Genomic DNA, 20,376 nt, shown 5'->3' with positions numbered 1-20,376 from the left:
CGAGGACGCCTCTCATGACGACCACCATCGCAGTCATTGGCCTGGGCTATGTCGGTTTGCCGCTGGCGGTGGAATTCGGCAAAAAGTACCGCACTCTGGGTTTCGACCTGTCTGAGGCCAAGGTGGCCAGTTACCGCCAGTTCGTCGACCCGACCGGCGAGGTTTCCGGTGAGGACCTGCGCGCGGCTACCGGTCTGAGCTGCCACACCGACCCGACGGTGATCCGTGAGGCGGATTTCATTGTGGTGGCGGTGCCAACACCGGTCGACGAGGCACACAACCCGGACTTCAGTCCGCTGGTCGGGGCCTCGGAAGCGGTCGGCCGCAATCTGCGCCGCGGCGCCACCGTGGTGTTCGAGTCCACCGTCTATCCGGGCGCCACCGAAGAAGTCTGCATTCCCATTCTGGAGCGCGAATCCGGGCTGAAGTGGAAGCAGGATTTCTTCGTCGGCTATTCGCCCGAACGCATCAACCCCGGCGACCGCGAACGCACGCTGACCCGTATCGTCAAGGTGGTGTCGGGCGATAGCCCCGAGACGCTGGCGCGGGTGAGCGAGGTGTATGGTTCGATCATCGCCGCCGGGGTTTATCCGGCCAGCTCGATCAAGGTGGCCGAAGCGGCCAAGGTCATCGAGAACACCCAGCGCGACCTCAATATCGCGCTGATGAACGAACTGGCGATCATTTTTCACAAAATCGGCATCGACACCCTGGAAGTGCTCCAAGCGGCGGGTACCAAATGGAATTTTCTGCCGTTTCGCCCCGGCCTGGTCGGCGGGCACTGCATCGGTGTGGACCCGTACTACCTCACCTATAAAGCCGAAATGCTCGGCCACCACCCGGAAGTCATCCTTGCCGGGCGACGGATCAACGACAGTATGGGCAAGTACGTGGCCGAGCAGACGGTCAAGCAGATGATTGCGGCCGGCAGTGCGATAAACGGTGCGGATGTCATCGTGCTGGGCCTCACCTTCAAGGAAAACTGTCCGGATCTGCGTAACAGCAAGGTCATCGATCTGATCGGCGAACTGCAAAGCTACGGCTGCCGGGTGCACGTTCATGATCCGGTTGCCGCTCCCGGGGAGGCCGCGCATGAGTATGGCGTCAGGCTGCTCGATTGGGACCGGCTGCCGGTGGCCCAAGCCATCGTTGCGGCTGTTGCACACGACGCTTACCGGGCGATGGGGGTGTCGGCGCTGCTGGACAAGTTGGCCCAAGGCGGCGTGTTTGCCGATGTCAAATCGGCCTTCGATCCGCAGGCGCTCAAAGCCGGCGGTGCCCGGCTGTGGCGGCTGTGAGCGTGCCCGCAGTCCGGCCATGAACCCCGCCCGAAAGAAAATGCTGCCCCGTGTGCTCGGACTGGCCGCTATCCTGAGCATGGCGTGCGCACTGTGCGGGGCTGTGCGGGCCGATCCGCTGGCCGAAGCCTTTGCCGCCCATGCCCGCTACCTGAGCCGCCAGGCGGTGGCTTATGAACATGGTGAAGGGGTGGCCAAAGAGCCGGCGCGCGCGGCCGCCATGTATTGCGAGGCGGCACGTCTGGGCGATGCCGAAGGTATGTATGCGCTGGGCTGGATGTACGCCAACGGGCGCGGCTTGCCGCGTAACGATGCGTATGCGGCGACGCTGTTCGCCATGGCCGCTTATCTGGGCCATGAACATGCAAAGCGGATGATGCGCTACACCGGCGATGATGTGGGCGAAGTGCCCGAGTGCCTGCAGCCACCGCCTCATCTCCTGTCTGCCGAGCTGTGGGATGCCACACGGATACTGGCCACGCTCGATGCCCGGCGCCGGCCGATAGCCGAATTGGTTGCCGCGCTGGCGCCGGAGTATGGCGTCAGCCCCCGTCTGGCGCTGGCCGTGGCCTTGGCCGAATCCGCGCTCGATCCGCTGGCGCGTTCGCCCAAAGACGCCATGGGCGTGATGCAGCTCATTCCCGCCACCGCCGAACGCTTTGCGGTGCAAAAGCCCTGGGAGCCGGAGCAGAACATCCGCGGCGGGCTGCGCTATCTGCGTTGGTTGCTTGCCTATTTCCGCGGCGATGTCCGTCTGGCGGTGGCGGCCTACAACGCCGGAGAGGGAGCGGTGGACCGCCATGGCGGCGTGCCGCCTTATCCTGAAACGCGCCAGTATGTCGATCGCGTGCTGGGGTTGGCTCAGCAGCATAGGCATCCTTATGACCACAGCCTGGTTGCCCCGAGTCCGGCCGTGACCGTGGCGCCGCAGGCCCCCCGGCAGGCACTCGCGCCATGAGCGACCCGGTTTCTCTGCGGCGTCGCGCCGTGCTCGGCGGCGGCTTGGCGTTCGGCATGCTGCTGGCGGCTCCTAGGCTGCGCGCCGACTTGGTGGCGGCGGTGCCGCGTATCCGCCCCGCAGTGGTGGCCGTCGGCACCTACCAGCCTCGCCGCAATCCCGCTTTCCGCTTTTTGGGCACCGGCTTTGCCGTGGGCGACGGCCGCTCGATTGCCACCAATGCGCATGTGGTGCCTGAGGTGCTCGACGGCGAGCGCATGGAGGAACTGGCCATTGCCGTGGCCGACGGGCAGGGCACGGCGGTGCGACGCGCCGAGCGGGTGGCCGCTGACAAAGACCACGATCTGGTGCTCTTACGCATCGAAGGCGCCGCGCTGCCGGCACTCGAACTGGCGCCCGGCGATAGCGTGCGCGAAGGCCAGCGCATCGCGTTTACCGGTTTTCCCATCGGCAATGCGCTGGGGCTTGTCCCGGTCACCCATCGCGGCATCGTCTCGGCGATAACCCCGATCGGCATTCCCCAGGCCGGTGCGCGCGACCTCGACCCCGCGCTGATCCGCCGCCTGTCGGGTGAGCGCTTCGATATCTACCAGCTCGACGCCACCGCCTATCCAGGTAATAGCGGCAGCCCGGTGTTCGATCCGCACAGCCGCCAAGTGATCGGCATTCTCAACATGGTGCTGGTCAAACGGACCAAGGAAAGCGTGCTTAGCGATCCCTCGGGGATCAGCTATGCAATACCTGTGCGCTACCTGCGGGCGATGTTGCAGACGCTGCGCTGAGCCGCGCCGGCTCGCGCCCGGTGGGGGGCGAAAAAAACGCAGGGCTGCGGCCATGCGGTTGTGGCTTGGTCCCCTCGGCAGGAATCGAACCTGCATTTGCCGCTTAGGAGGCGGCCGTTCTATCCATTGAACTACGAGGAGCGGGGCGCATTCTAGCGGTTTGATGCATCCGGACCAAGCGCACGGTCACTGTGCCCTTCGCCTTGCGCGGTGTGCGGTGGCGGTGTGCTGCCCATTTCGGTTGGCGGTGCTTCACGCGGCGGGTTCGGCGCATCCTTGAATGGCGGCAGGATGAAGTCCTGTGGGCGGTAGAGCAGACGGCTCAGCAGCAAACGCACCAGCGTGCGGGCGTTGGCAAAGGTGATTCGCCGTGCGCGCATGGCCACATAGAGGGTCAGCGAAAAACTGACCGCCAGATTCACCAGGCCGATGCCCGCCACGCCAGCCGCGGCCAGCGCCGCCATTTGCCAGCTCAGGGTAAAGTCGAGCCCCTCGGCGGCATAGCCCACATAGGCCGAAGAAAAAGCAATGTGGCGAATGTCCAGCGGCAGGCCGAACAACACGCCCAGTGCGGTGGCACCGCCGAGCAAAAAGCCGAAGAAGAAGTTGCCGGCCAGGGTGCCGAGGTTGTTTTCCACGTAAGCCGCCACCCGGTCAAGGCGGGCTTCGCCCAGCAGGCGGCGTGCCCAGCGCAACTGACGTAACCTTTGCGGCACACGGTTGTAGGCAGAAAGATTGTCGTAGTAGCCGGCGATCAAACCGGACAAAAACAGGCAGACGCCGGCGACGGCGGCATAGAACAGGGTGCCGCCGCGCGGGTCGACGTCTTCGAGCAGGGCGCTTGCCCGGGTGGCATCGACGAAGGGCTCCCCGGTGAGTTGGCGCACTGCCAGTGCCAGCAGGATGGCCATGGGTACTGCCACTCCGACGTTGCCGACGATGGCCGCTAACTGGCTGCGCACCGTGCGCGCGATCAGATCGGCGAGATTTTCCAGGTTGCGGGTCTTGCCCTTGGCCTCGCCGATCGAGGCGGCAATGGCGTTGGCGGTCATCGCCGGCTGCTTGGTGGCCACGGTGCCGCCAAGAATATGGATCAGCACGAAGCCCAGGCCGTAATTCAGACAAAAGCTCAGCGCCTCGTTCAACGGCGCGAAACCTTGTTCGTGCAGCACCAGCTTGAAAGCCGCCATCAAGGCGATGATGAAGCCGCCCACCGCGGCCGAGCGCAACATACGGAAGTATTCGCCACGGGTGGTGGTGATGTAGTGCTCGCCGGTTTTGCTGGCGCTTTCGGTCATGCGCAGCGACACCAGTTCGACGTTTTGACCCCAGTAGTCGGAGAGCTTGTTTTTGCGGCACTCGGCGTGCACCAGTTGCTTGAATAGCGCCACCAGTTGCGCCGTGATCGTATGCACCTTGCGGTCCTGATGCAGGCAGCGCAATAGATCGAGCAGGTCGGCCATGCGCGCCAAGTGCTGACGCAGCCTTTCGAGCTTGAAGGTCAGGGTGAGGCTGGTGCCGATTTTGGTGGCGCGGCGGCGCACCCGCTGCAGTACCTCGGCGCATTGATCGAGCATCACCGAAAGATGGCGCTCATCGGCCAGCGGCTGAGCCGGATCGCACCACCATGCGCGATATTGGGCCAGATAGGCGAGTACTTCCTCGTTTTGCGCGATGAAGGGCGATTCATGTTCCTCCAGCGTCGGGTCGATGCGCACCAGCTCCGGGTCCAGGCCGATCGCCGAGACGTGGTAAGACAGGATGCGCAGCCCCTCCATGAGTTCTTCCAGCGCGTTCGGTACCTTGCCGTTTGCGCAGGCGGCCTCGTCCTGCGCCGCGGCGGGCGCGTCGGCAGCGAGCAGCCGGTTCAGGAAAGCCACCCATTCCTCGTCTGGAATCGCCCGCACCCAAAGTTCATCGTCGGCGCGGTGAAAGACCACGCTCAGCAAGTCCTTCATATAGGTTGGATCGAGCACCTCCGGCAACAGACGGCCGGAGATGCGCCGCGCGGTCTCGGAGAAAAAGCCGGTCGACGGCAAAAGGCCGGAGGTCACGTACATCGATACCTGCTTGCGTTCGCGCACCAGGCTCAATAACGCCTCGCGCAGGCGGATGCGCAGATCTTCCCGGCGCTCGATCAGTACGCAAAGTTCCTGCAAGTTCTGCTGGGCGCGCGCGGTGTCATGCGCTTTGCGCGGGCGCAGACGGTCGACCAGCGCCACCCAGACCGCGATCGGGTCGCGGGCGGGGTCGCCGAACTGCTGCAGGATGCTTGCAAAGTCTTGTTTCAAAACTGCTTTTCAGTCTTGCGGAGAAAACAATGGTGCGCTGCACGATCTACCGTGCGGGCGTTGATGGTAGCAGACCGGTAAAATCCTGCGCGTTTCGTTTCATCGCATCCGCCCGCACACCATGCCGATTTTGTCCGTGGAAAACGCCTGCCTGGCCTTTGGTCATGTGGATCTTTTGACCCATGCCGATTTTCAGCTCGATGCCGGCGAGCGGGTGGCGCTGATCGGCCGCAACGGTTCGGGCAAATCCAGCCTGCTGCGGGTGTTGGCCGGCCAAGCGCCGCTCGACGATGGCACGGTTTGGCGGACGCCCGGGCTCAAGGTGGCTTATGTGCCGCAGGAGCCCGATTTTGCACTCGAGCGCGAAGTGTTTGCTACCGTGGCCGATGGCCTGGGCGAGGTGGCCCGCCTGTTGGTGGATTACCACGCGGCCATGCAAGCGGTGGCCGAATCGGCCACTCCAGCCGCGCTGGCGCGCTTGGACGCCTTGCAGCATGCAGTGGAGGCGGCCGATGCCTGGCGGCTGAATCAGCGTGTGGAGCAGATGCTGGCACGTCTGGGGCTGGCCGCCGAGGTGCGGGTTGGCAGTCTATCCGGCGGCGGTCTCAAGCGCGTGGCCCTGGCCCGCGCACTGGTGGCCGAGCCGGACCTGCTGTTGCTCGATGAGCCCACCAACCATCTCGATCTGGACGGCATCTTGTGGCTGGAAGCGTTGATCCGCGAGTTTCGCGGCGCGGTGGTGGTGATCACGCATGACCGTGTTTTTCTGGACAATGTCGCCACCCGCATCGTCGAACTGGATCGCGGCCGGCTGACCAGCTACCCAGGGCGGTTTGCCGATTACCAGCGCCGCAAAGCCGAAGCACTGGCCGCAGAAGAAAAAGCCCATGCACGTTTCGACAAACTGCTGGCGCAGGAAGAGGTGTGGATTCGCAAAGGTGTGGAGGCGCGCCGCACCCGCAACGAAGGCCGGGTGCGCCGGCTGGAGGCGCTGCGCCGCGAGCGTGCCGCGCGCCGGGAACGACTCGGCCATGTCAATCTTGCGGTGGATAGCGGCCAGATGAGCGGGCAGATGGTGGCCGAGCTTCATCATGTGACCAAGCGCTTGGGCGGACGCACCGTGGTGCGCGACTTTTCCACCCGCATCATGCGTGGCGACCGCATCGGCCTGATCGGCCCCAATGGCGCGGGCAAAACCACGCTGCTGAAGCTCATTTTGGGCGAAATTCCCCCGGACGCAGGCACGGTGCGTCGTGGCACCCGCCAGCAGGTGGCCTATTTCGACCAGCTGCGCGAGCAGCTCGACCCGGAAGCGCCGCTCACCGAAGTGATCAGCCCCGGCTCGGACTATGTGGAAATCGCCGGCGAGAAAAAGCATGTCATTGGCTATTTGGGCGATTTTCTGTTTGCGCCGCAGCGTGCGCGCTCGCCGGTCAAATCATTGTCCGGCGGCGAGCGCAACCGCCTGCTGCTGGCGCGCCTGTTTGCCCGTCCGGCCAACGTGCTGGTGCTCGATGAGCCCACCAACGACCTCGACATCGAAACCTTGGACCTGCTCGAGGAGCTGCTCGCCGGCTACGACGGCACGCTCTTTTTGGTGAGCCACGACCGCGCCTTTCTGGATAACGTGGTCACCCAGGTGATCGCGGCTGAGGGCGATGGCAGATGGGGCGAGTACGCCGGCGGCTACGCCGATTGGCAACGCGTCAAGCAGGCGCAGGCCGAGGCCGCGGCACGCGAGACCATGAGTGCGCCGGCTATCGCCCCCAAACCTGCCGCGCCGGCTGAAAAACCGGCCACCCCGCGCAGCGGCAAGTTGAGTTACAACGAAAAGCGCGAACTGGAGGCGCTGCCGGATCGCATTGCCGCGCTGGAAAACGAGCAGGCCGCGCTGCACGCGCGCATGGCCGACCCCGCGCTGTACCAGAACGCGCCGCACGAGGTTGCCCAATGCAAAGCACGGCTGACGGCGATCGAAGCGGAACTGGAGACGCTGCTGCGGCGCTGGGAGGAGCTGGAGTCCCGCGCAGGCGGCTGACCAGGCGTTGCAAGCCTAGGCTTCGAACGCGCCGATCAGCCCAAACCACGCGGTGGCCGCCGCGGAACCGAAGAACACCGCCAGATAAAACACCGCCCAGCGCTGGTAGCGACGGGCGATCTGCGCCGGTTCCAGGTCGGAAATCAGGTACAGGCGGCCCCGAGGTTTGCGCATCAGGTGTGTTTCAGCCGCAGCCAGTCGCTCGCGCTGTTGGCGGCTCACCTCCCGGCGCGCCTGCGCGCGCGCCAGCGCCCATTCTTTGAGGTCGATCTCGCCGTTGCCGTCCAGGTCGAAGCGGGCCAGCAGAGCGGCCCGGTCGCGCTTCCACTCCGCCAGCAGTTCGGCGACCTGGTGTGAGCTGTCGAGATCGGGGCCGATGCTGCCCAGGGTGCAGAATTCGCCCAACACGTAAATGGGGTCGCGCTCGATCAAGGCCCATTGGATATGCCGAAGATTGCCGACTCTGCACACCTCGCGCCGGCGCACCAGCATTTCGGCCCCTTCCGGGTCGACCGCGCAGACGCCGCTGCCGTCGTCGAGCAGGAACGAGGCATCGCTCTCTAACGTGGCGACATGGCGCCATTTGCCGTCGGCGCCGCGCTCATGGGTGACCACCCGATACCACAGCACCGGCAGGCCGTTGACCGGCGAGCGCAGCGGCGCACCGTCCAGCGGCCGGCCACGGCCGTAAAGCTCGGTGTAGCCCTGTGCGGCGGAGGCGATGCGTGCGGTGGGGGTGTCCAGGATCAGCCGTGCGTAGCGCACCGCGTGCAGCCAGCCGTATAGACCGCTGCCTATGAGCACGACCAGGGCGGTCAGGATGCCGGTGCCGCGGTCCAGCGTCAGCACCAAGCCAACCAGGGCGAGTTGCAGCACCGGTAGGCCGGCGTTGGTCGGGTCGCGGCGCAGGCGGATCAGCATGCGGGGCTGGGTCGGCTCAAGCGCTCAGCAGCGCTTTGATATCTACATCGGCTTTTTCCGCACTGGCAAAGCGCAGCAGCGGCTGGGCGGTGTAGCCGAACAGACGGGCGACGAGGATGTCCGGGAATTGCTCGATACGGATGTTGTGCGCGTTGACCGACTCGTTGTACCACTCGCGCCGGTCGGCGATGGCGTTTTCCAAGGCGGTGATGCGGGCGGCGAGCTGCATGAAATGCTCATTGGCCTTGAGTTCCGGGTAGGCCTCCAGCACGGCAAAAATTTGCCCCAGGCCGGTGCGCAATTGGGTTTCGGCCGCGCCCAAGGCGGGCAGGTCATGGGCTTGGCGGGCCTGCGCGACACGGGCGCGCGCCTCGGTGACACGCAGCAGGGTGTCCTGCTCGAATTCTTTGTAGTGGCGGCACACCTCGACCAGCTTGGGCAGTTCGTCATGACGCTGCTTGAGCAAAACGTCGATGTTCGACCAGGCGCGCGCCACGTTGTGCTTGAGCCGCACCAGGCCGTTGTAGATCAGTACCGCGTAGATCAGCAGCACCGCCAGCGCAGCCCACAGCAGGGCGGCCGAAACGCTCATGACTGTATCCTCCCCTTCGTCGGCCCGCATCTTATACTCAAACAGCTTGCATCAGACCATTGATCTCCCGAACGAGCCGCAACGTGACCCCAGTCGATTCCTCCGTTTTGCCGCTGCGCCGGCCAGCCGTGGTGCTGGCCTGCGGTGCGCTGATCCTCACTCTGGCGATGGGGGTGCGCCACACCGGCGGCCTGTTCTTGCCGCCGATGACCGCCGATCAAGGCTGGTCGCGGGAGATGTTCTCCTTCGCCATCGCCGTGCAAAACCTGATGTGGGGGCTGTTCCAGCCCTTTGCCGGGGCGTTTGCCGACCGTCATGGCGCCGGCCGCACCCTGGTCGGCGGCGCGCTGTTGTATGGGCTGGGTCTGGTCATCATGGCCCATGCCGACACCGCGCTGGGGCTCAACCTGGGCGCGGGCCTGCTGGTTGGCATGGGGCTTGCGGGGACCACCTTCAGCGTGGTGCTGGGCGTGGTCGGGCGCATGGCGCCGCCGGCAAAGCGCAGCCTGTGGCTGGGTATTGCCAGCGCGGGCGGCAGCTTTGGGCAGTTCGCGGTGTTGCCGGTGGGCCAAGCGCTGATCGTCGGCGTGGGCTGGCAGCAGGCGCTGTTGTGGCTGGCCTTCGGCGTGGCGTTGATCATCCCGCTGGCGCGTGCGGTCACCGGCACCGCCGGCAGCAGTCACGGCAACCAGACTTTCGGCGAGGCCCTGGTCGAGGCGGGCCGCACGCCGAGCTTCCACTTCCTGTTCTGGAGCTTCTTCGTGTGCGGCTTCCAGACCGCCTTCATCATGCTGCATCTGCCGGCCTTCGTGGTGGATGGTGGGCTGTCGGCCAACGTCGGCATGACCGCGGTGGCGCTGATCGGTCTGTTCAACATCGCCGGCTCCTTTTTGTCCGGTTGGTTGGGCGGGCTGTACAGCAAGAAGTGGCTGTTGGCGTGGATCTATGCGCTGCGCGTGGTGGCCATCCTGGGTATTTTGTTCCTGCCGCTCGGGCCGCTGGTGCTGTACGCCTTCGCTGCCATCATGGGGCTGCTGTGGCTGGGCACGGTGCCGCTTACCAACGGGTTGGTGGCGCAGATCTTCGGCTTGAAGTTCGTCGGCATGTTGTACGGCATCGTCTTTCTTGGCCACCAGATCGGCGGTTTTCTCGGCGCTTGGCTGGGGGGGCGGATCTTCGATATCACCGGTTCCTATGAGCAGGCGTGGTGGCTGGCCATCGGTTTGTCGGTGATCGCCGCGCTGCTGTGCCTGCCGGTGCGCGAGCGCGCGCTGCTGCGCGGCGGGCAGCAGGCGGCTTGAGAGGAAAGCGGGGATGAAGCCGGTGCGGATGCTGATCTGGCTTTTCGCCGCAGCGCTGCTGGCCGTGGGGCTGACGGCGCTCTTTCTGGCCTACCAGCAACCGGAGTTGCTGATCGATTTCACCAACCTGGTGTTTTGCTAGCCCGGCTCGGCCGGCAGAAAGCGTGCCAGCGCTTCTTCCGGCGCGCCCAGGCGGTGTAGTAACTGCACGCGGTTCACATGGACCAGTTGCTCGATGGCCGCCAGATCGTCCGGCAGCGCGGCGTCATCCCAGCCGTGGGCGACATGGCGGGCAAAATCGGTGGCGAGCAGCACGTTGCGTACCCGCGGGTTGTCGGCCTGGTTGGGGTCCATCAGCGTTATCAGCAGCTCCGGCAGTTGCCAGGCGCGTACCAGTGCGTGCTGGATGTCTTGCGCTGTGGTGCCGAAGACCGCGCGTTGTGCAACCACGCTGCGCAGGTTGCGGTCGGCGCGTTGCATGGCATAGACGCGTTCGGTCAGCGTCGGGGCGAACGTCCAGCACAGTATCTCGGTGGCTTCGGCCAGCAGCGCGGCGACGGTGATTTCGTCCACATCCAGGTCGTGACGCAGTATCGCCCAGTCGCGTGCGTAGTGGGCGGCCTTGCGTGCTCGCCCGATGACCTTGAGCACGCCGAGCAGCGCTTTGGGGTGCGCGGCCAGTGCTTCTTCCAGCGTGGGCATATCGCCAAACAGGCGGAAAAATGACTCCAACCCCAGCATCATGATGGCGCGGTCGATGGTGGTGATGTCGTGGTTCTGGCTGTGCCCTCGGTGTGTTTGCAGATAGGTGAGCAGCTTCATGGTCATCAGCGGGTCGCCGAGCACGACCGCAGCCAGGCGCTTGCCGCTGACCGTGTCCATGTCGGCGCGCAGGCTGGCGAGCTCGCGCACCGTGTGTTTGAGCACCGGCAGCGGCTGGGAGGTGAAGAACTCGACATAGGCGTCGACCGATTCGAGCGGCTGGGCGAGCAGGACCATGAGCGAACCCCGGCAAAGCGCGTTCTGTGCACAGGATTATCGGCGGGTGCGCAGCCGACGGAAAGCCCCGGCTATAATCGTCCAGAATTTTGCCGCCATGCACAGGAGACCCGCAGTGATTGCTCCCTTCAAGGCCCTGCTGATCGAACAGGATGACCAGCGCAAGATCAAAAGCGGCCTCACCACCCTGACCGAAGCCCAACTCGATGCCGGTGAAGTGCTGATCCGGGTGCACTATTCCAGCATCAACTACAAGGATGCGCTGGCGGCAACCGGGGCGGGCAAGATCATCCGCCGTTTTCCCTGTGTGGGCGGCATCGATCTGTCCGGTGAGGTGGTCGAAAGCAGCGATGCGCGCTTCAAGCCGGGCGATGCGGTCATTGCCACCAGTTTTGACATCGGCGTCTCCCATCATGGCGGCTATGCCGAATATGCGCGCATTCCGGCCGGCTGGGTGGTGCCGCTACCTGCCGGGCTGGATCTTTTCGAAGCGATGGCGCTGGGTACTGCCGGCTTTACCGCGGCGCTGGGCATCGTGCGCATGGAAGACAACGGCTTGGCGCCGGCCAACGGCCCGGTGGTGGTGACCGGGGCAACCGGCGGGGTGGGCGGGTTGGCCATCGATATGCTGGCCAAACTCGGCTATCACGTGGTGGCGCTGACCGGCAAGGAAGCCGAGAGCGACTATCTCAAGGCGCTCGGAGCGGCTGAGATTCTGCTGCGCTCATCGATCGACTTCGACAAGGTGCGGCCGCTGGAGAGCGCACGCTGGGCGGGGGCGGTGGATAATGTAGGCGGACAGATCCTGCACTGGGTGCTGGCCAATATGAAGCAGGCCGGCACCGTGGCCAGCATCGGCAATGCGGCGAGCTTCAATATCAGCACTACGGTGTTCCCCTTCATTTTGCGCGGAGTGAGCCTGCTGGGCGTGGATTCCGGCTATATGGGTTTTCCAACCCGGCAAAAGGTCTGGGACCGCTTGGCCGGCGATTTGAAGCCGCGCCATTTGGCCAAGGTAACCCGCATGATTACGCTCGATGAGCTGCCGGCCGCCTTTGACGCTTATATCAAGGGCGAAGTCAAGGGTCGTACCGTGGTGCGTATCGGCGCGTGAATGCCCATACCGGAGCCGTCAAGCAAATGAGCGATGAGGTCAAGGAAGCCTTACCCAAAGTCCTGATCGTGGACGATTCGCGCATGGTGCGCGCATCCATCGTGCGGCACTTGCGCGACCGTTTCCAGGTCCGCGAGGAGGTCGATGGCGAGGCTGGTTGGGAAGCCTTGGTTATCGATCCCGAGATTCAATTGGTGATTACCGATATCGGTATGCCGCGGCTGGACGGATACGGGCTGCTGGAACGTATCCGCAGCTCTAAATTGTCCCGGGTGCACGATCTGCCGGTGGTGGTGATTTCCGGCGAGGAAGACCGCGAGTCGCGTGAGAAGGCCTATAAACTTGGCGCCAATGACTTCATCACCAAGGGCATCGGTGCCACCGAGTTGCTCGCCCGTATCGAATCGCTCAGCCGCTTGGCGCAGACCAGCCGCGAACTGGAGCAAAGCCGCGCTGCGCTGGCGGCGCAAAGTCCGGTCGATCCGACCACCGGCCTGGCCACCGGCGCGTATCTGAACTGGCATGCCGAACAGGAAATGGCGCTGGCCAAGCGCCGTGGCGGGGACGGGCGCGGGGCAAAAACCGAAATCAGCACCATGGTGGTCGAAATCGATCACTACGACCAGTTGGTGCAATGGCATGGCCAACATGTCGCCCAGCTGGTCACCCGCAAACTGTCCAAGATTCTGGCCACCAAGGTGCGCAAGGAAGACACTGTGGCACAACTGGCGCCCGACCAGTTTGCCGTGCTCTCACCCAGCACCGACCTGGTCGGCTGCTGCGCCTTTGCCTTGCGGCTGCAGCGCGCCATCGAAAATCTGGTGATGACTTACCGCGACGAGCGCATCCGCATCAGCGTGACCGCTGGCGTGGCCTGCTCGTCGGTCGACGATGTGCAGACGGTGAGCCAGCTCATTGGTCTTGCGGTGCAGCGGGCCGAGCAGGGCCGTGCTGCCGGTGGCAACAAAGTGGTCGCCGATCAGGGCGAAGTGGGGCGTGAATTCGTCGAACGGGTTTTCCGTCAGGCGGTCAGCATCGATCATGCTTTGCTTCAGCTCAAGGCTGGTGCCACGGACGAGGTGATCGAGCGCTTGCCGGAGGTGGTCGCCACACTGCTACCCTTGCTCGAATTGCTAGAATCCCGGATTCATTGCGGCTTGCCGCTCGATGTGCTCGGCCAGCATGCCAGCACTGCCGCAGCCGAGACCTACGATCCGAGACGCACGTCCATATAAAAACAAGATCTGGCGGCCAGGTGCCGGACCAGGCCAACCAGGCGGACAGGGTCGCCCAGCCCGGTGCCGCCAAACGCAAGCATGTTGGGATAATTGAAGGGAGAGGATGCTCATGAGTAGTTATAAGGACTTTCACCGCCGTTCCATCGAGGAGCGCGACGCCTTCTGGGCCGAGCAAGCCGCCTTGGTGCACTGGAACAAGCCGGCCGACGAGGTGTGCGATTTTTCGCGTCCGCCCTTCGTCAAATGGTTCAAAGGGGGTGAGACCAACCTGTGTTACAACGCGGTGGACCGTCACGCGGCCAAGCGACCCGATGACCGTGCGTTGATTTATATCTCCACCGAGACCAACGAGGAAAAGGTCTATTCCTTTGCCGAGCTGCAGCGCGAAGTCGAGCGCATGGCGGCGATCTACCAGGAGCTCGGGGTCAAGCGCGGCGACCGGGTGCTGATCTACATGCCGATGATTGCGGAAGCGGCTTTTGCCATGCTGGCCTGCGTGCGCATCGGTGCGATCCACTCGGTGGTGTTCGGCGGCTTTGCGGCCGGCTCACTCGCCACCCGTATCGACGACGCCAAGCCGGTGCTGATGGTGTCGGCCGATGCCGGCATGCGTAACGGCAAGCCGGTGCCTTACAAGCATCTGGTCGATGAAGCCTGCGCCTTGGCGCAGTTCCCGCCGGCCAAGGTGCTGATCGTCGATCGCGGTCTGGACAAAGATTTCCCCAAGGTCGAGGGGCGCGACGTCGATTATGCCAGTCTGCGCGCCAAGCACATGGACGCCCAGGTTCCGGTGACCTGGTTGGAGTCCTCCGAGCCCAGCTACATCCTGTATACCTCCGGCACCACCGGCAAGCCCAAGGGCGTGCAGCGCGACACCGGCGGCTACACCGTGGCGCTGGCCGCGTCGATGAAGTACATCTTCACCGGCTTCGAGGGTGAGACCATGTTCGCCACCTCGGACATCGGCTGGGTGGTCGGCCATAGCTACATTGTCTATGGTCCGCTGATCGCCGGGATGGCCACGGTGATGTACGAGGGCACACCGCTGCGTCCGGACGCCGGCATCTGGTGGCGCATCGTCGAGAAGTACAAGGTCAACGTGATGTTCTCCGCGCCCACCGCGGTGCGTGTGTTGAAGAAGCAGGATCCGGCCTACCTCAAGAAGTACGATTTGTCTTCGCTCAAGCACCTGTTTCTGGCCGGCGAGCCGCTGGATGAAACCAGCCACAAGTGGATCATGGACGAGCTGGGCATTCCGGTCATCGACAACTACTGGCAGACCGAGACCGGCTGGCCGATGCTGGCGATCTGCCGTGGCGTGGAAGAGGCGCGCATCAAGCTCGGTTCGCCCGCTTTCCCGGTGTATGGCTACGATCTACGCATCTTCCGCGAGGACGGCACCGAGTGTGGCCCCAATGAGAAGGGCATCGTCGGTATCGTGCCGCCGCTGCCGCCGGGCTGCCTATCTACTGTTTGGGGGCAGGACGAGCGCTTCGTGTCCACCTATTTCAGCCTGTTCAAAGACCCGGTGGTGTATTCCTCCTCCGACTGGGGGATCAAGGACGAAGACGGCTACCACACCATTCTTGGGCGCATGGACGACGTGATCAACGTGGCCGGTCACCGTCTGGGTACCCGCGAAATCGAAGAAGCGGTGCAGGCCCATCCGGCCATTGCCGAAGTGGCGGTGGTGGGCGTGGCCGACGAGGTCAAGGGGCAGGTGCCGATGGCCTTTGCCGTGGTCAAGAACGCCGCCAGCATCGAAACCGCCGAGCAGCGCGCGGCGCTGGAAAAAGAGGTGATGAAAACGGTCGATAACTTGCTCGGCGCCATTGCCCGTCCAAGCCGGGTGCATTTCATCTCCGGCCTGCCCAAGACCCGCTCGGGCAAGATGCTGCGCCGCTCCATCCAAGCGCTGGCTGAAGGGCGTGATCCGGGTGACCTGACCACCATCGACGATCCGTCCACCCTGGAACAGATCAAGGCCGCCCTGGCCGGCTGATTCTCCCCGGTCGTCGAGCAAGTCCAAAGGCCCGCCGTGCGCGGGCCTTTTTGCGCGCGCATCCGCACGGTTGCGGGAACCGGCATGTCGGTGCAGGGGTCTGTCTGCTCACAGTCTGCAACACACGATACTGGAAAAGGCTTGGATGCGGGCAGCATCCCGGTCCGTTCGGGGAGGTAGTATGTTTGTCAGGACATTGCGGGAGGCGTCGCCGTGCTGAGCGCGGTGCTCGGCATCGTGCTGGCGATGGTGCTCGCGCCATGGCTGTCGCGGGCACTGGACGCACGTGCGGGCTTTGTGCTGGCGCTGGCGCCGTTGGCGGCTTTTCTCTGGCTCGTTTTGCAGATGCCCTCGATTGCCGCCGGCGGTCAATTGTTTGAATCGTTGCCCTGGGTGCCGGGGCTGGGCATTGCGCTCAACTTTCGTCTGGATGGCTTGTCCCTGCTGTTCGCCCTGCTGATCAGCGGCATCGGTACGCTGATCGTGCTCTATGCCGCAGCTTATCTGTCCGATCATCACCACCTTGGCCGTTTTTACGCCTATCTGCTCGGTTTCATGGCCTCGATGCTCGGCTTGGTGCTGGCCGACGATCTGGTGGCGATGTTCGTGTTCTGGGAGCTGACCAGCGTCTGTTCCTACCTGTTGATCACCTTTCAGCATGAACGCGATGAGGCGCGGCGCTCGGGCTTGCAGGCGCTGTTGATCACCGGCGGCGGCGGGCTTGCGCTGCTGGCCGGTTTGCTGCTCTTGGGGCTTGCCGGGGAGGCCTGGCAGTTCTCTGCGCTGTCGGCTCAAGCCGTGGCCGCTCATCCTGCCTCGTCGGCCATCGTGGCGCTGATTTTGCTTGGTTGTTTCACCAAGTCTGCGCAAGTGCCCTTTCACCTGTGGTTGCCCAACGCCATGGTGGCGCCCACGCCGGTATCGGCCTATTTGCACTCGGCCACCATGGTCAAAGCCGGGGTCTATCTGCTCGCCCGGCTCAATCCGATATTCGGCGGCGAGGATGGCTGGGGCAGCGTGCTGGTGGTGGTCGGCGCGGCAACGGCCGTGCTGGGCGCGGTGCTGGCCATCCGCCAGACCGATCTGAAACGTTTGCTGGCCTACACCACGGTGACCGTGCTGGGGCAGCTCACCATGTTGATCGGCACCAATACGCCTTATGGCTTGCAGGCTTTTGCGGTGTATCTGCTGGCGCATTCGCTGTACAAGGGTGCCTTGTTCATGGCGGCCGGTGCGGTGGATCATGCCACCGGCACGCGGCAGATCGCACGTTTGGGCGGATTGATCCGTTTCATGCCACTGACCGGTGCAGCAGTGGCGCTGGCGGCGTTTTCCAACGCCGGCTTGCCGCCGTTTTTCGGTTTCATCGCCAAAGAATTCAAGTATTCCGGGCTGATCGAACTCGGGCCGTTGGGCTGGGTGAGCACGGCGGTGATGATCGCCACCAACGCGCTGTTACTGACTGCTGCCGGTCTGGTGTTCATCCGCGTTTTCCTGGGTCGCCCTGGGCGCTTTCCGCGCCCGCCGCATGAAGTCAGTATGCCGATGTGGCTGGGGCCTCTGTTGCTGGCCTTGGGCGGGTTCTTGCTGGGTGCGTTCAACAAGCTGCCCGAGGTGTGGGTGGTCAATGCGGCGGTGCAGGCAGTGTCGCATGGGCCGGTGGATGTGAATCTTTATCTGTGGGGCGGCATCACGCCGGCGCTTGTGGCCAGCGCGCTGACCACCGCGCTCGGGGTGTTGGGCTATCTTTATCGTTACCGTTTGCGCCGCCGTCTCAACCGTCTGCGTGTGCTGTGGCGGATCAGTGGCGATCTCATTTGGGATCGGATGCTCAAGCGCCTGTTCACATTCGCTGGCGCGACGGCGGCCAGTTTTCAGCACGGCTCGCTGCGCCGGCACATTGTGCTGTTGGTGTTGGCGGCTAGCGCCGTGATGCTGGCTGCGGCCGTGCCGGCGTTGGGACGATCCGGCCTGGCATGGCATGCGTCGTCGCTGTCGCCGGCGGCAGCAGTCGGTTGTCTGCTGGCGGTGCTGGGTGCGGGCGCGGCGGCGCTGATGCGCGGGCGGCTAGCGTTGGTGGCCGCGCTCGGCCTGTCCGGTCTGGGCGTGGCGCTGTTTTTCTTGGGCGTCAATGCGCCGGACGTAGCCATTACCCAGTTCATGGTCGAAACCTTGACCGTGGTCTTTCTTGGGTTGGTACTGCGCCGCCTGCCGCCGATCGGGGTGGTTGGATCGCGCTCGTCCTTGACCCGCCGCCTTCACGCGGTGGTCGCAGTACTGTTCGGGGTGGCGGTGAGTCTGGCGCTGATCGTAGTTGTCAGCCAGCCGCTTCCGGGGGATATCGCATCCTGGCTGTTGGCGGCCAGCCTGCCGCAGGGCCACGGCGCCAATGTGGTCAACGTGGTCCTGGTCGATTTCCGGGCGCTGGATACCTTGGGCGAAATTCTGGTGGTGGCGCTCGCCTGCGCGGCCGCCGGTACCTTGCTGGTCAGACGGCGTCAGGCCGCGGTCCAAGGCGGGCGGGTGGAACTGGACTCGCCGTTGCTGCGCGAAGGGCTGAAACCTTTGGCGGGGCTTTTGGTGTTGGTGGCACTGGTGCTGCTGTGGCGCGGGCACAACCTGCCCGGAGGCGGTTTCATCGGCGCCTTGGTGGCAGCTTGCGCGGTGGTCCTGATTGTGCTGGTACTGGGCAGTGCTGCGGCGCGGCGTCTGTTGCGCGTGAGTGCGCTGCGGGTGTCGGCCTGCGGTCTGTTGTTGGCCATGGCGGCCGGCGGGGTGGGGCTGGCGGCCGGGACAAACTACCTGACTGGCGCATGGATCTTTCCCGGTGGTCTGCCCTTGGGCACGCCACTGTTGTTCGATATTGGGGTGTTCTTCACGGTGTTCGGCGCTGTGGTGCATCTGTTGTTCCGTCTGCATGATTGCGAGGAGGGTTAGATGGAGATCGTTGCGGCACTGACCGTGGGAGTGTTGGTCGCCATCGGCATATGGATGCTGCTCGACCGCAATCTGATGCGCGTGGTGCTGGGCGTGGTGGTATTGGGCAATGCGATCAACATGGCGGTGATGACCGCCGGCCGCCTGGGCAGCGAAGCGGCGGCTTTTGTGTCGCCCGCCGGTGTTCCGGCCGGGGCGGCCAATCCACTGCCGCAGGCGCTGGTGCTCACCGCCATTGTCATCGGCTTTGCGCTGTTTGCCTTTGCGCTGGCGGTACTCAAGCGCGCCTGGGCGGAGCACGGCAGCACCGAAACCGACCGGATCACCGCTCAGGCGGAGGCGCCGGCACCCGATCTGGCGGATGACAGGCCGGGGCGTGCGGCCGACTGGCGGGGGCAGATGCAGCGATGAAGCTTTTGCTGGTCGCGCCCATCCTGCTTCCCCTGCTGACCCTGGTCGCTTGTCTGTTGCTGCGCCGGCGCCATGAGCGTCTGGCTGCGGCGGTGAGCGTGGCCGGTGCGGTGCTGTTGACTTTGGTGGGTGTGGAGCTCGTGGTACTGGCCGCTTCCGGGGAGATCCTCGCCGGTCAGATGGGCGGTTGGGCGGCGCCCTACGGCATTACCCTGGTGATCGATCGCTTGGCCGCGGCCATGGTGGCCATCGCCGGGCTGATCGGTCTGGCCACCGTGGTGTATGGGCTGCGCGCGGATGGCGACGCGGCCGGCTGCAAGGATTTTCATTGCTTCGTGCACGGTCTGCTCACCGGGGTGTGCGGCGCTTTCATCACCGGCGATGTGTTCAACCTCTACGTGTGGTTCGAGGTGATGCTGATCGGCTCCTTCGCCCTGATCGCACTCGGCGCAGGCGCCAGGCGCCTGTCCGGCACGGTGGTGTATCTGTTTCTCAATCTGCTGGCCACCTTGCTGTTCTTGCTGGCGGCCGGCCTGCTCTACGGCGCTGCCGGCACGCTCAATATGGCCGGGTTGGCCCAGCAGGCGGCCGTCGGCGCTCTGACGCCGCCGGCCAACCTCGCCCTGGTTTTGATGTTGCTGGCTTTTTCGATCAAGGCGGCGCTGTTTCCGGTGTTCGGCTGGCTGCCGGCCGCCTACCACGTGGCCTGGACCCCGGTATCGGCGCTGTTCGCCGCCCTGCTGACCAAGGTCGGCGTTTATGCGCTGATCCGCTTGGTCACGCTGGCGTGGCCGCAGGCCGGATTGGCGCACGAGGTGCTGCTGTGGATTGCCTGTGCGACCATGTTGGTCGGGGTGCTGGGCGCGGCGGCGCAGACCGAGGTGCGGCGGATTTTGTCTTTTCATATCGTCAGCCAGGTCGGCTACATGGTCCTCGGCCTGGCGCTGGCCACGCCGCTGGCGCTGGCCGGCGCGGTGTTCTATGTGATCCACCACATCGTAGTGAAAGCCAACCTGTTTTTCGTCGGCGGCGTGGCCGCGCGGATGACCGGTTCGGAGCGGCTGGCGGCCATGGGCGGACTGTATGCACGGGCGCCGTGGTTGGCTGTGCTGTTTGCCATCCCGGCGCTGTCTTTGGCCGGCATTCCGCCCTTGTCCGGTTTCTGGGCCAAGTTCGTGCTGGTGCGCGCAAGCCTGGAAGCCGAGATGTGGTGGGCGGCCGCGGTGGCGCTGCTCACCGGTTTGCTGACGCTGTTGTCGATGAGCAAGATCTGGAACGAGGCTTTTCTCAAAGCTCATCCGGCAGGAGAAACCAGTCTGCGTGCGCCGCTCGGCCGGCGCCGCACTTACGCGGTGATGGCCGGGTTGGGGGCGCTTACCGTGATCTTCGGTCTGGCAGCCGGCCCGGTGTTCGACTACGCCCAGGCGGCCGCCGCGCAACTGGTCGATCCGTCCGGCTACATCCGCGCGGTCCTTGGCGGGGGAGGGGCTTGAT

At 64.6% G+C, this 20,376-nt stretch carries 16 protein-coding genes and 1 tRNA gene; 12 read left to right on the top strand and 5 right to left on the bottom strand.

The features are described from left to right. Window positions 1–14: 14 nt before the first annotated feature. Genes DIE29_RS09665 through DIE29_RS09655 form a run of 3 tightly spaced genes read left to right on the top strand, consistent with a single transcriptional unit; the run spans window position 15 to window position 3,038 of the window. The gene (locus DIE29_RS09665; RefSeq protein WP_114649762.1) at window positions 15–1,298 is read left to right on the top strand and encodes a nucleotide sugar dehydrogenase; all 1,284 of its coding nucleotides are present in this window, start codon (window positions 15–17) and stop codon (window positions 1,296–1,298) included. Between the two features lie 19 nt (window positions 1,299–1,317). Continuing rightward, the gene (locus DIE29_RS09660) at window positions 1,318–2,256 is read left to right on the top strand and encodes a lytic transglycosylase domain-containing protein (protein WP_205409722.1); all 939 of its coding nucleotides are present in this window, start codon (window positions 1,318–1,320) and stop codon (window positions 2,254–2,256) included. Beyond that, complete coding sequence (locus tag DIE29_RS09655; RefSeq protein WP_114649761.1) at window positions 2,253–3,038, top strand: S1C family serine protease; 786 nt, start codon at window positions 2,253–2,255, stop codon at window positions 3,036–3,038. The genes DIE29_RS09660 and DIE29_RS09655 overlap by 4 nt, the downstream gene beginning before the upstream one ends. 66 nt (window positions 3,039–3,104) lie before the next feature. Here the strand turns inward: DIE29_RS09655 and DIE29_RS09650 are convergent. Both DIE29_RS09650 and DIE29_RS09645 read right to left on the bottom strand, forming a co-directional pair. Next, window positions 3,105–3,179: transfer RNA gene (locus DIE29_RS09650), tRNA-Arg, on the bottom strand. 11 nt (window positions 3,180–3,190) lie between these two features. Beyond that, on the bottom strand, window positions 3,191–5,329 hold the full coding sequence (locus DIE29_RS09645) for a site-specific recombinase (protein WP_237269438.1): 2,139 nt from the start codon (window positions 5,327–5,329) through the stop codon (window positions 3,191–3,193). A gap of 121 nt (window positions 5,330–5,450) precedes the next feature. On the opposite strand from DIE29_RS09645, the gene DIE29_RS09640 reads away from it, so the two are divergent. Then, window positions 5,451–7,367, top strand: coding sequence for an ATP-binding cassette domain-containing protein (locus tag DIE29_RS09640; protein WP_114649760.1), 1,917 nt, complete (start codon window positions 5,451–5,453; stop codon window positions 7,365–7,367). Between the two features lie 15 nt (window positions 7,368–7,382). On the opposite strand, the gene DIE29_RS09635 is transcribed toward DIE29_RS09640, so the two are convergent. Further along, a complete protein-coding gene (locus DIE29_RS09635) occupies window positions 7,383–8,288 on the bottom strand; it encodes a hypothetical protein (RefSeq protein ID WP_114649759.1) in 906 nt (301 codons plus the stop codon). A 16-nt stretch (window positions 8,289–8,304) separates the two neighbouring features. After that, window positions 8,305–8,880 (bottom strand): LemA family protein, encoded by a 576-nt coding sequence (locus DIE29_RS09630; protein WP_114649758.1) that lies wholly within the window; start codon window positions 8,878–8,880, stop codon window positions 8,305–8,307. An 83-nt stretch (window positions 8,881–8,963) separates the two neighbouring features. Between DIE29_RS09630 and DIE29_RS09625 the strand changes: the two genes are divergently transcribed. Continuing rightward, on the top strand, window positions 8,964–10,181 hold the full coding sequence (locus DIE29_RS09625; protein ID WP_102041318.1) for an MFS transporter: 1,218 nt from the start codon (window positions 8,964–8,966) through the stop codon (window positions 10,179–10,181). Between the two features lie 13 nt (window positions 10,182–10,194). Continuing rightward, entirely contained in the window at window positions 10,195–10,323 is a 129-nt protein-coding gene (locus DIE29_RS14905) for a hypothetical protein (RefSeq protein WP_257791333.1), read from the top strand. Here the strand turns inward: DIE29_RS14905 and DIE29_RS09620 are convergent. Further along, window positions 10,320–11,180: an HDOD domain-containing protein gene (locus tag DIE29_RS09620; RefSeq protein WP_102041319.1), complete on the bottom strand. Its 861-nt coding sequence runs from the start codon at window positions 11,178–11,180 to the stop codon at window positions 10,320–10,322. The two genes, DIE29_RS14905 and DIE29_RS09620, sit on opposite strands and share 4 nt — an antisense overlap. Window positions 11,181–11,298: 118 nt before the next feature. On the opposite strand from DIE29_RS09620, the gene DIE29_RS09615 reads away from it, so the two are divergent. The 6 genes from DIE29_RS09615 (at window position 11,299) to DIE29_RS09590 (ending at window position 20,375) form a co-directional block, all read left to right on the top strand. Next, window positions 11,299–12,294, top strand: a complete 996-nt coding sequence (locus DIE29_RS09615) for an oxidoreductase (protein ID WP_114650306.1) — start codon at window positions 11,299–11,301, stop codon at window positions 12,292–12,294. Between the two features lie 26 nt (window positions 12,295–12,320). After that, complete coding sequence (locus DIE29_RS09610; RefSeq protein ID WP_114649757.1) at window positions 12,321–13,529, top strand: GGDEF domain-containing response regulator; 1,209 nt, start codon at window positions 12,321–12,323, stop codon at window positions 13,527–13,529. Between the two features lie 112 nt (window positions 13,530–13,641). Then, window positions 13,642–15,534: a propionate--CoA ligase gene (locus DIE29_RS09605; RefSeq protein ID WP_114650305.1), complete on the top strand. Its 1,893-nt coding sequence runs from the start codon at window positions 13,642–13,644 to the stop codon at window positions 15,532–15,534. Between the two features lie 213 nt (window positions 15,535–15,747). Then, window positions 15,748–18,471, top strand: a complete 2,724-nt coding sequence (gene mbhE / locus DIE29_RS09600) for a hydrogen gas-evolving membrane-bound hydrogenase subunit E (protein WP_205409721.1) — start codon at window positions 15,748–15,750, stop codon at window positions 18,469–18,471. Beyond that, window positions 18,472–18,882: a sodium:proton antiporter gene (locus tag DIE29_RS09595; protein WP_102041321.1), complete on the top strand. Its 411-nt coding sequence runs from the start codon at window positions 18,472–18,474 to the stop codon at window positions 18,880–18,882. Beyond that, window positions 18,879–20,375, top strand: coding sequence for a proton-conducting transporter transmembrane domain-containing protein (locus DIE29_RS09590; RefSeq protein ID WP_114649756.1), 1,497 nt, complete (start codon window positions 18,879–18,881; stop codon window positions 20,373–20,375). The genes DIE29_RS09595 and DIE29_RS09590 overlap by 4 nt, the downstream gene beginning before the upstream one ends. Window position 20,376 lies beyond the last annotated feature (1 nt).

The sequence above is a fragment of the Pseudothauera hydrothermalis genome (assembly GCF_003345255.1).
GTDB lineage: Bacteria > Pseudomonadota > Gammaproteobacteria > Burkholderiales > Rhodocyclaceae > Pseudothauera > Pseudothauera hydrothermalis.
This window is presented reverse-complemented; position numbering and strand designations above follow the sequence as displayed.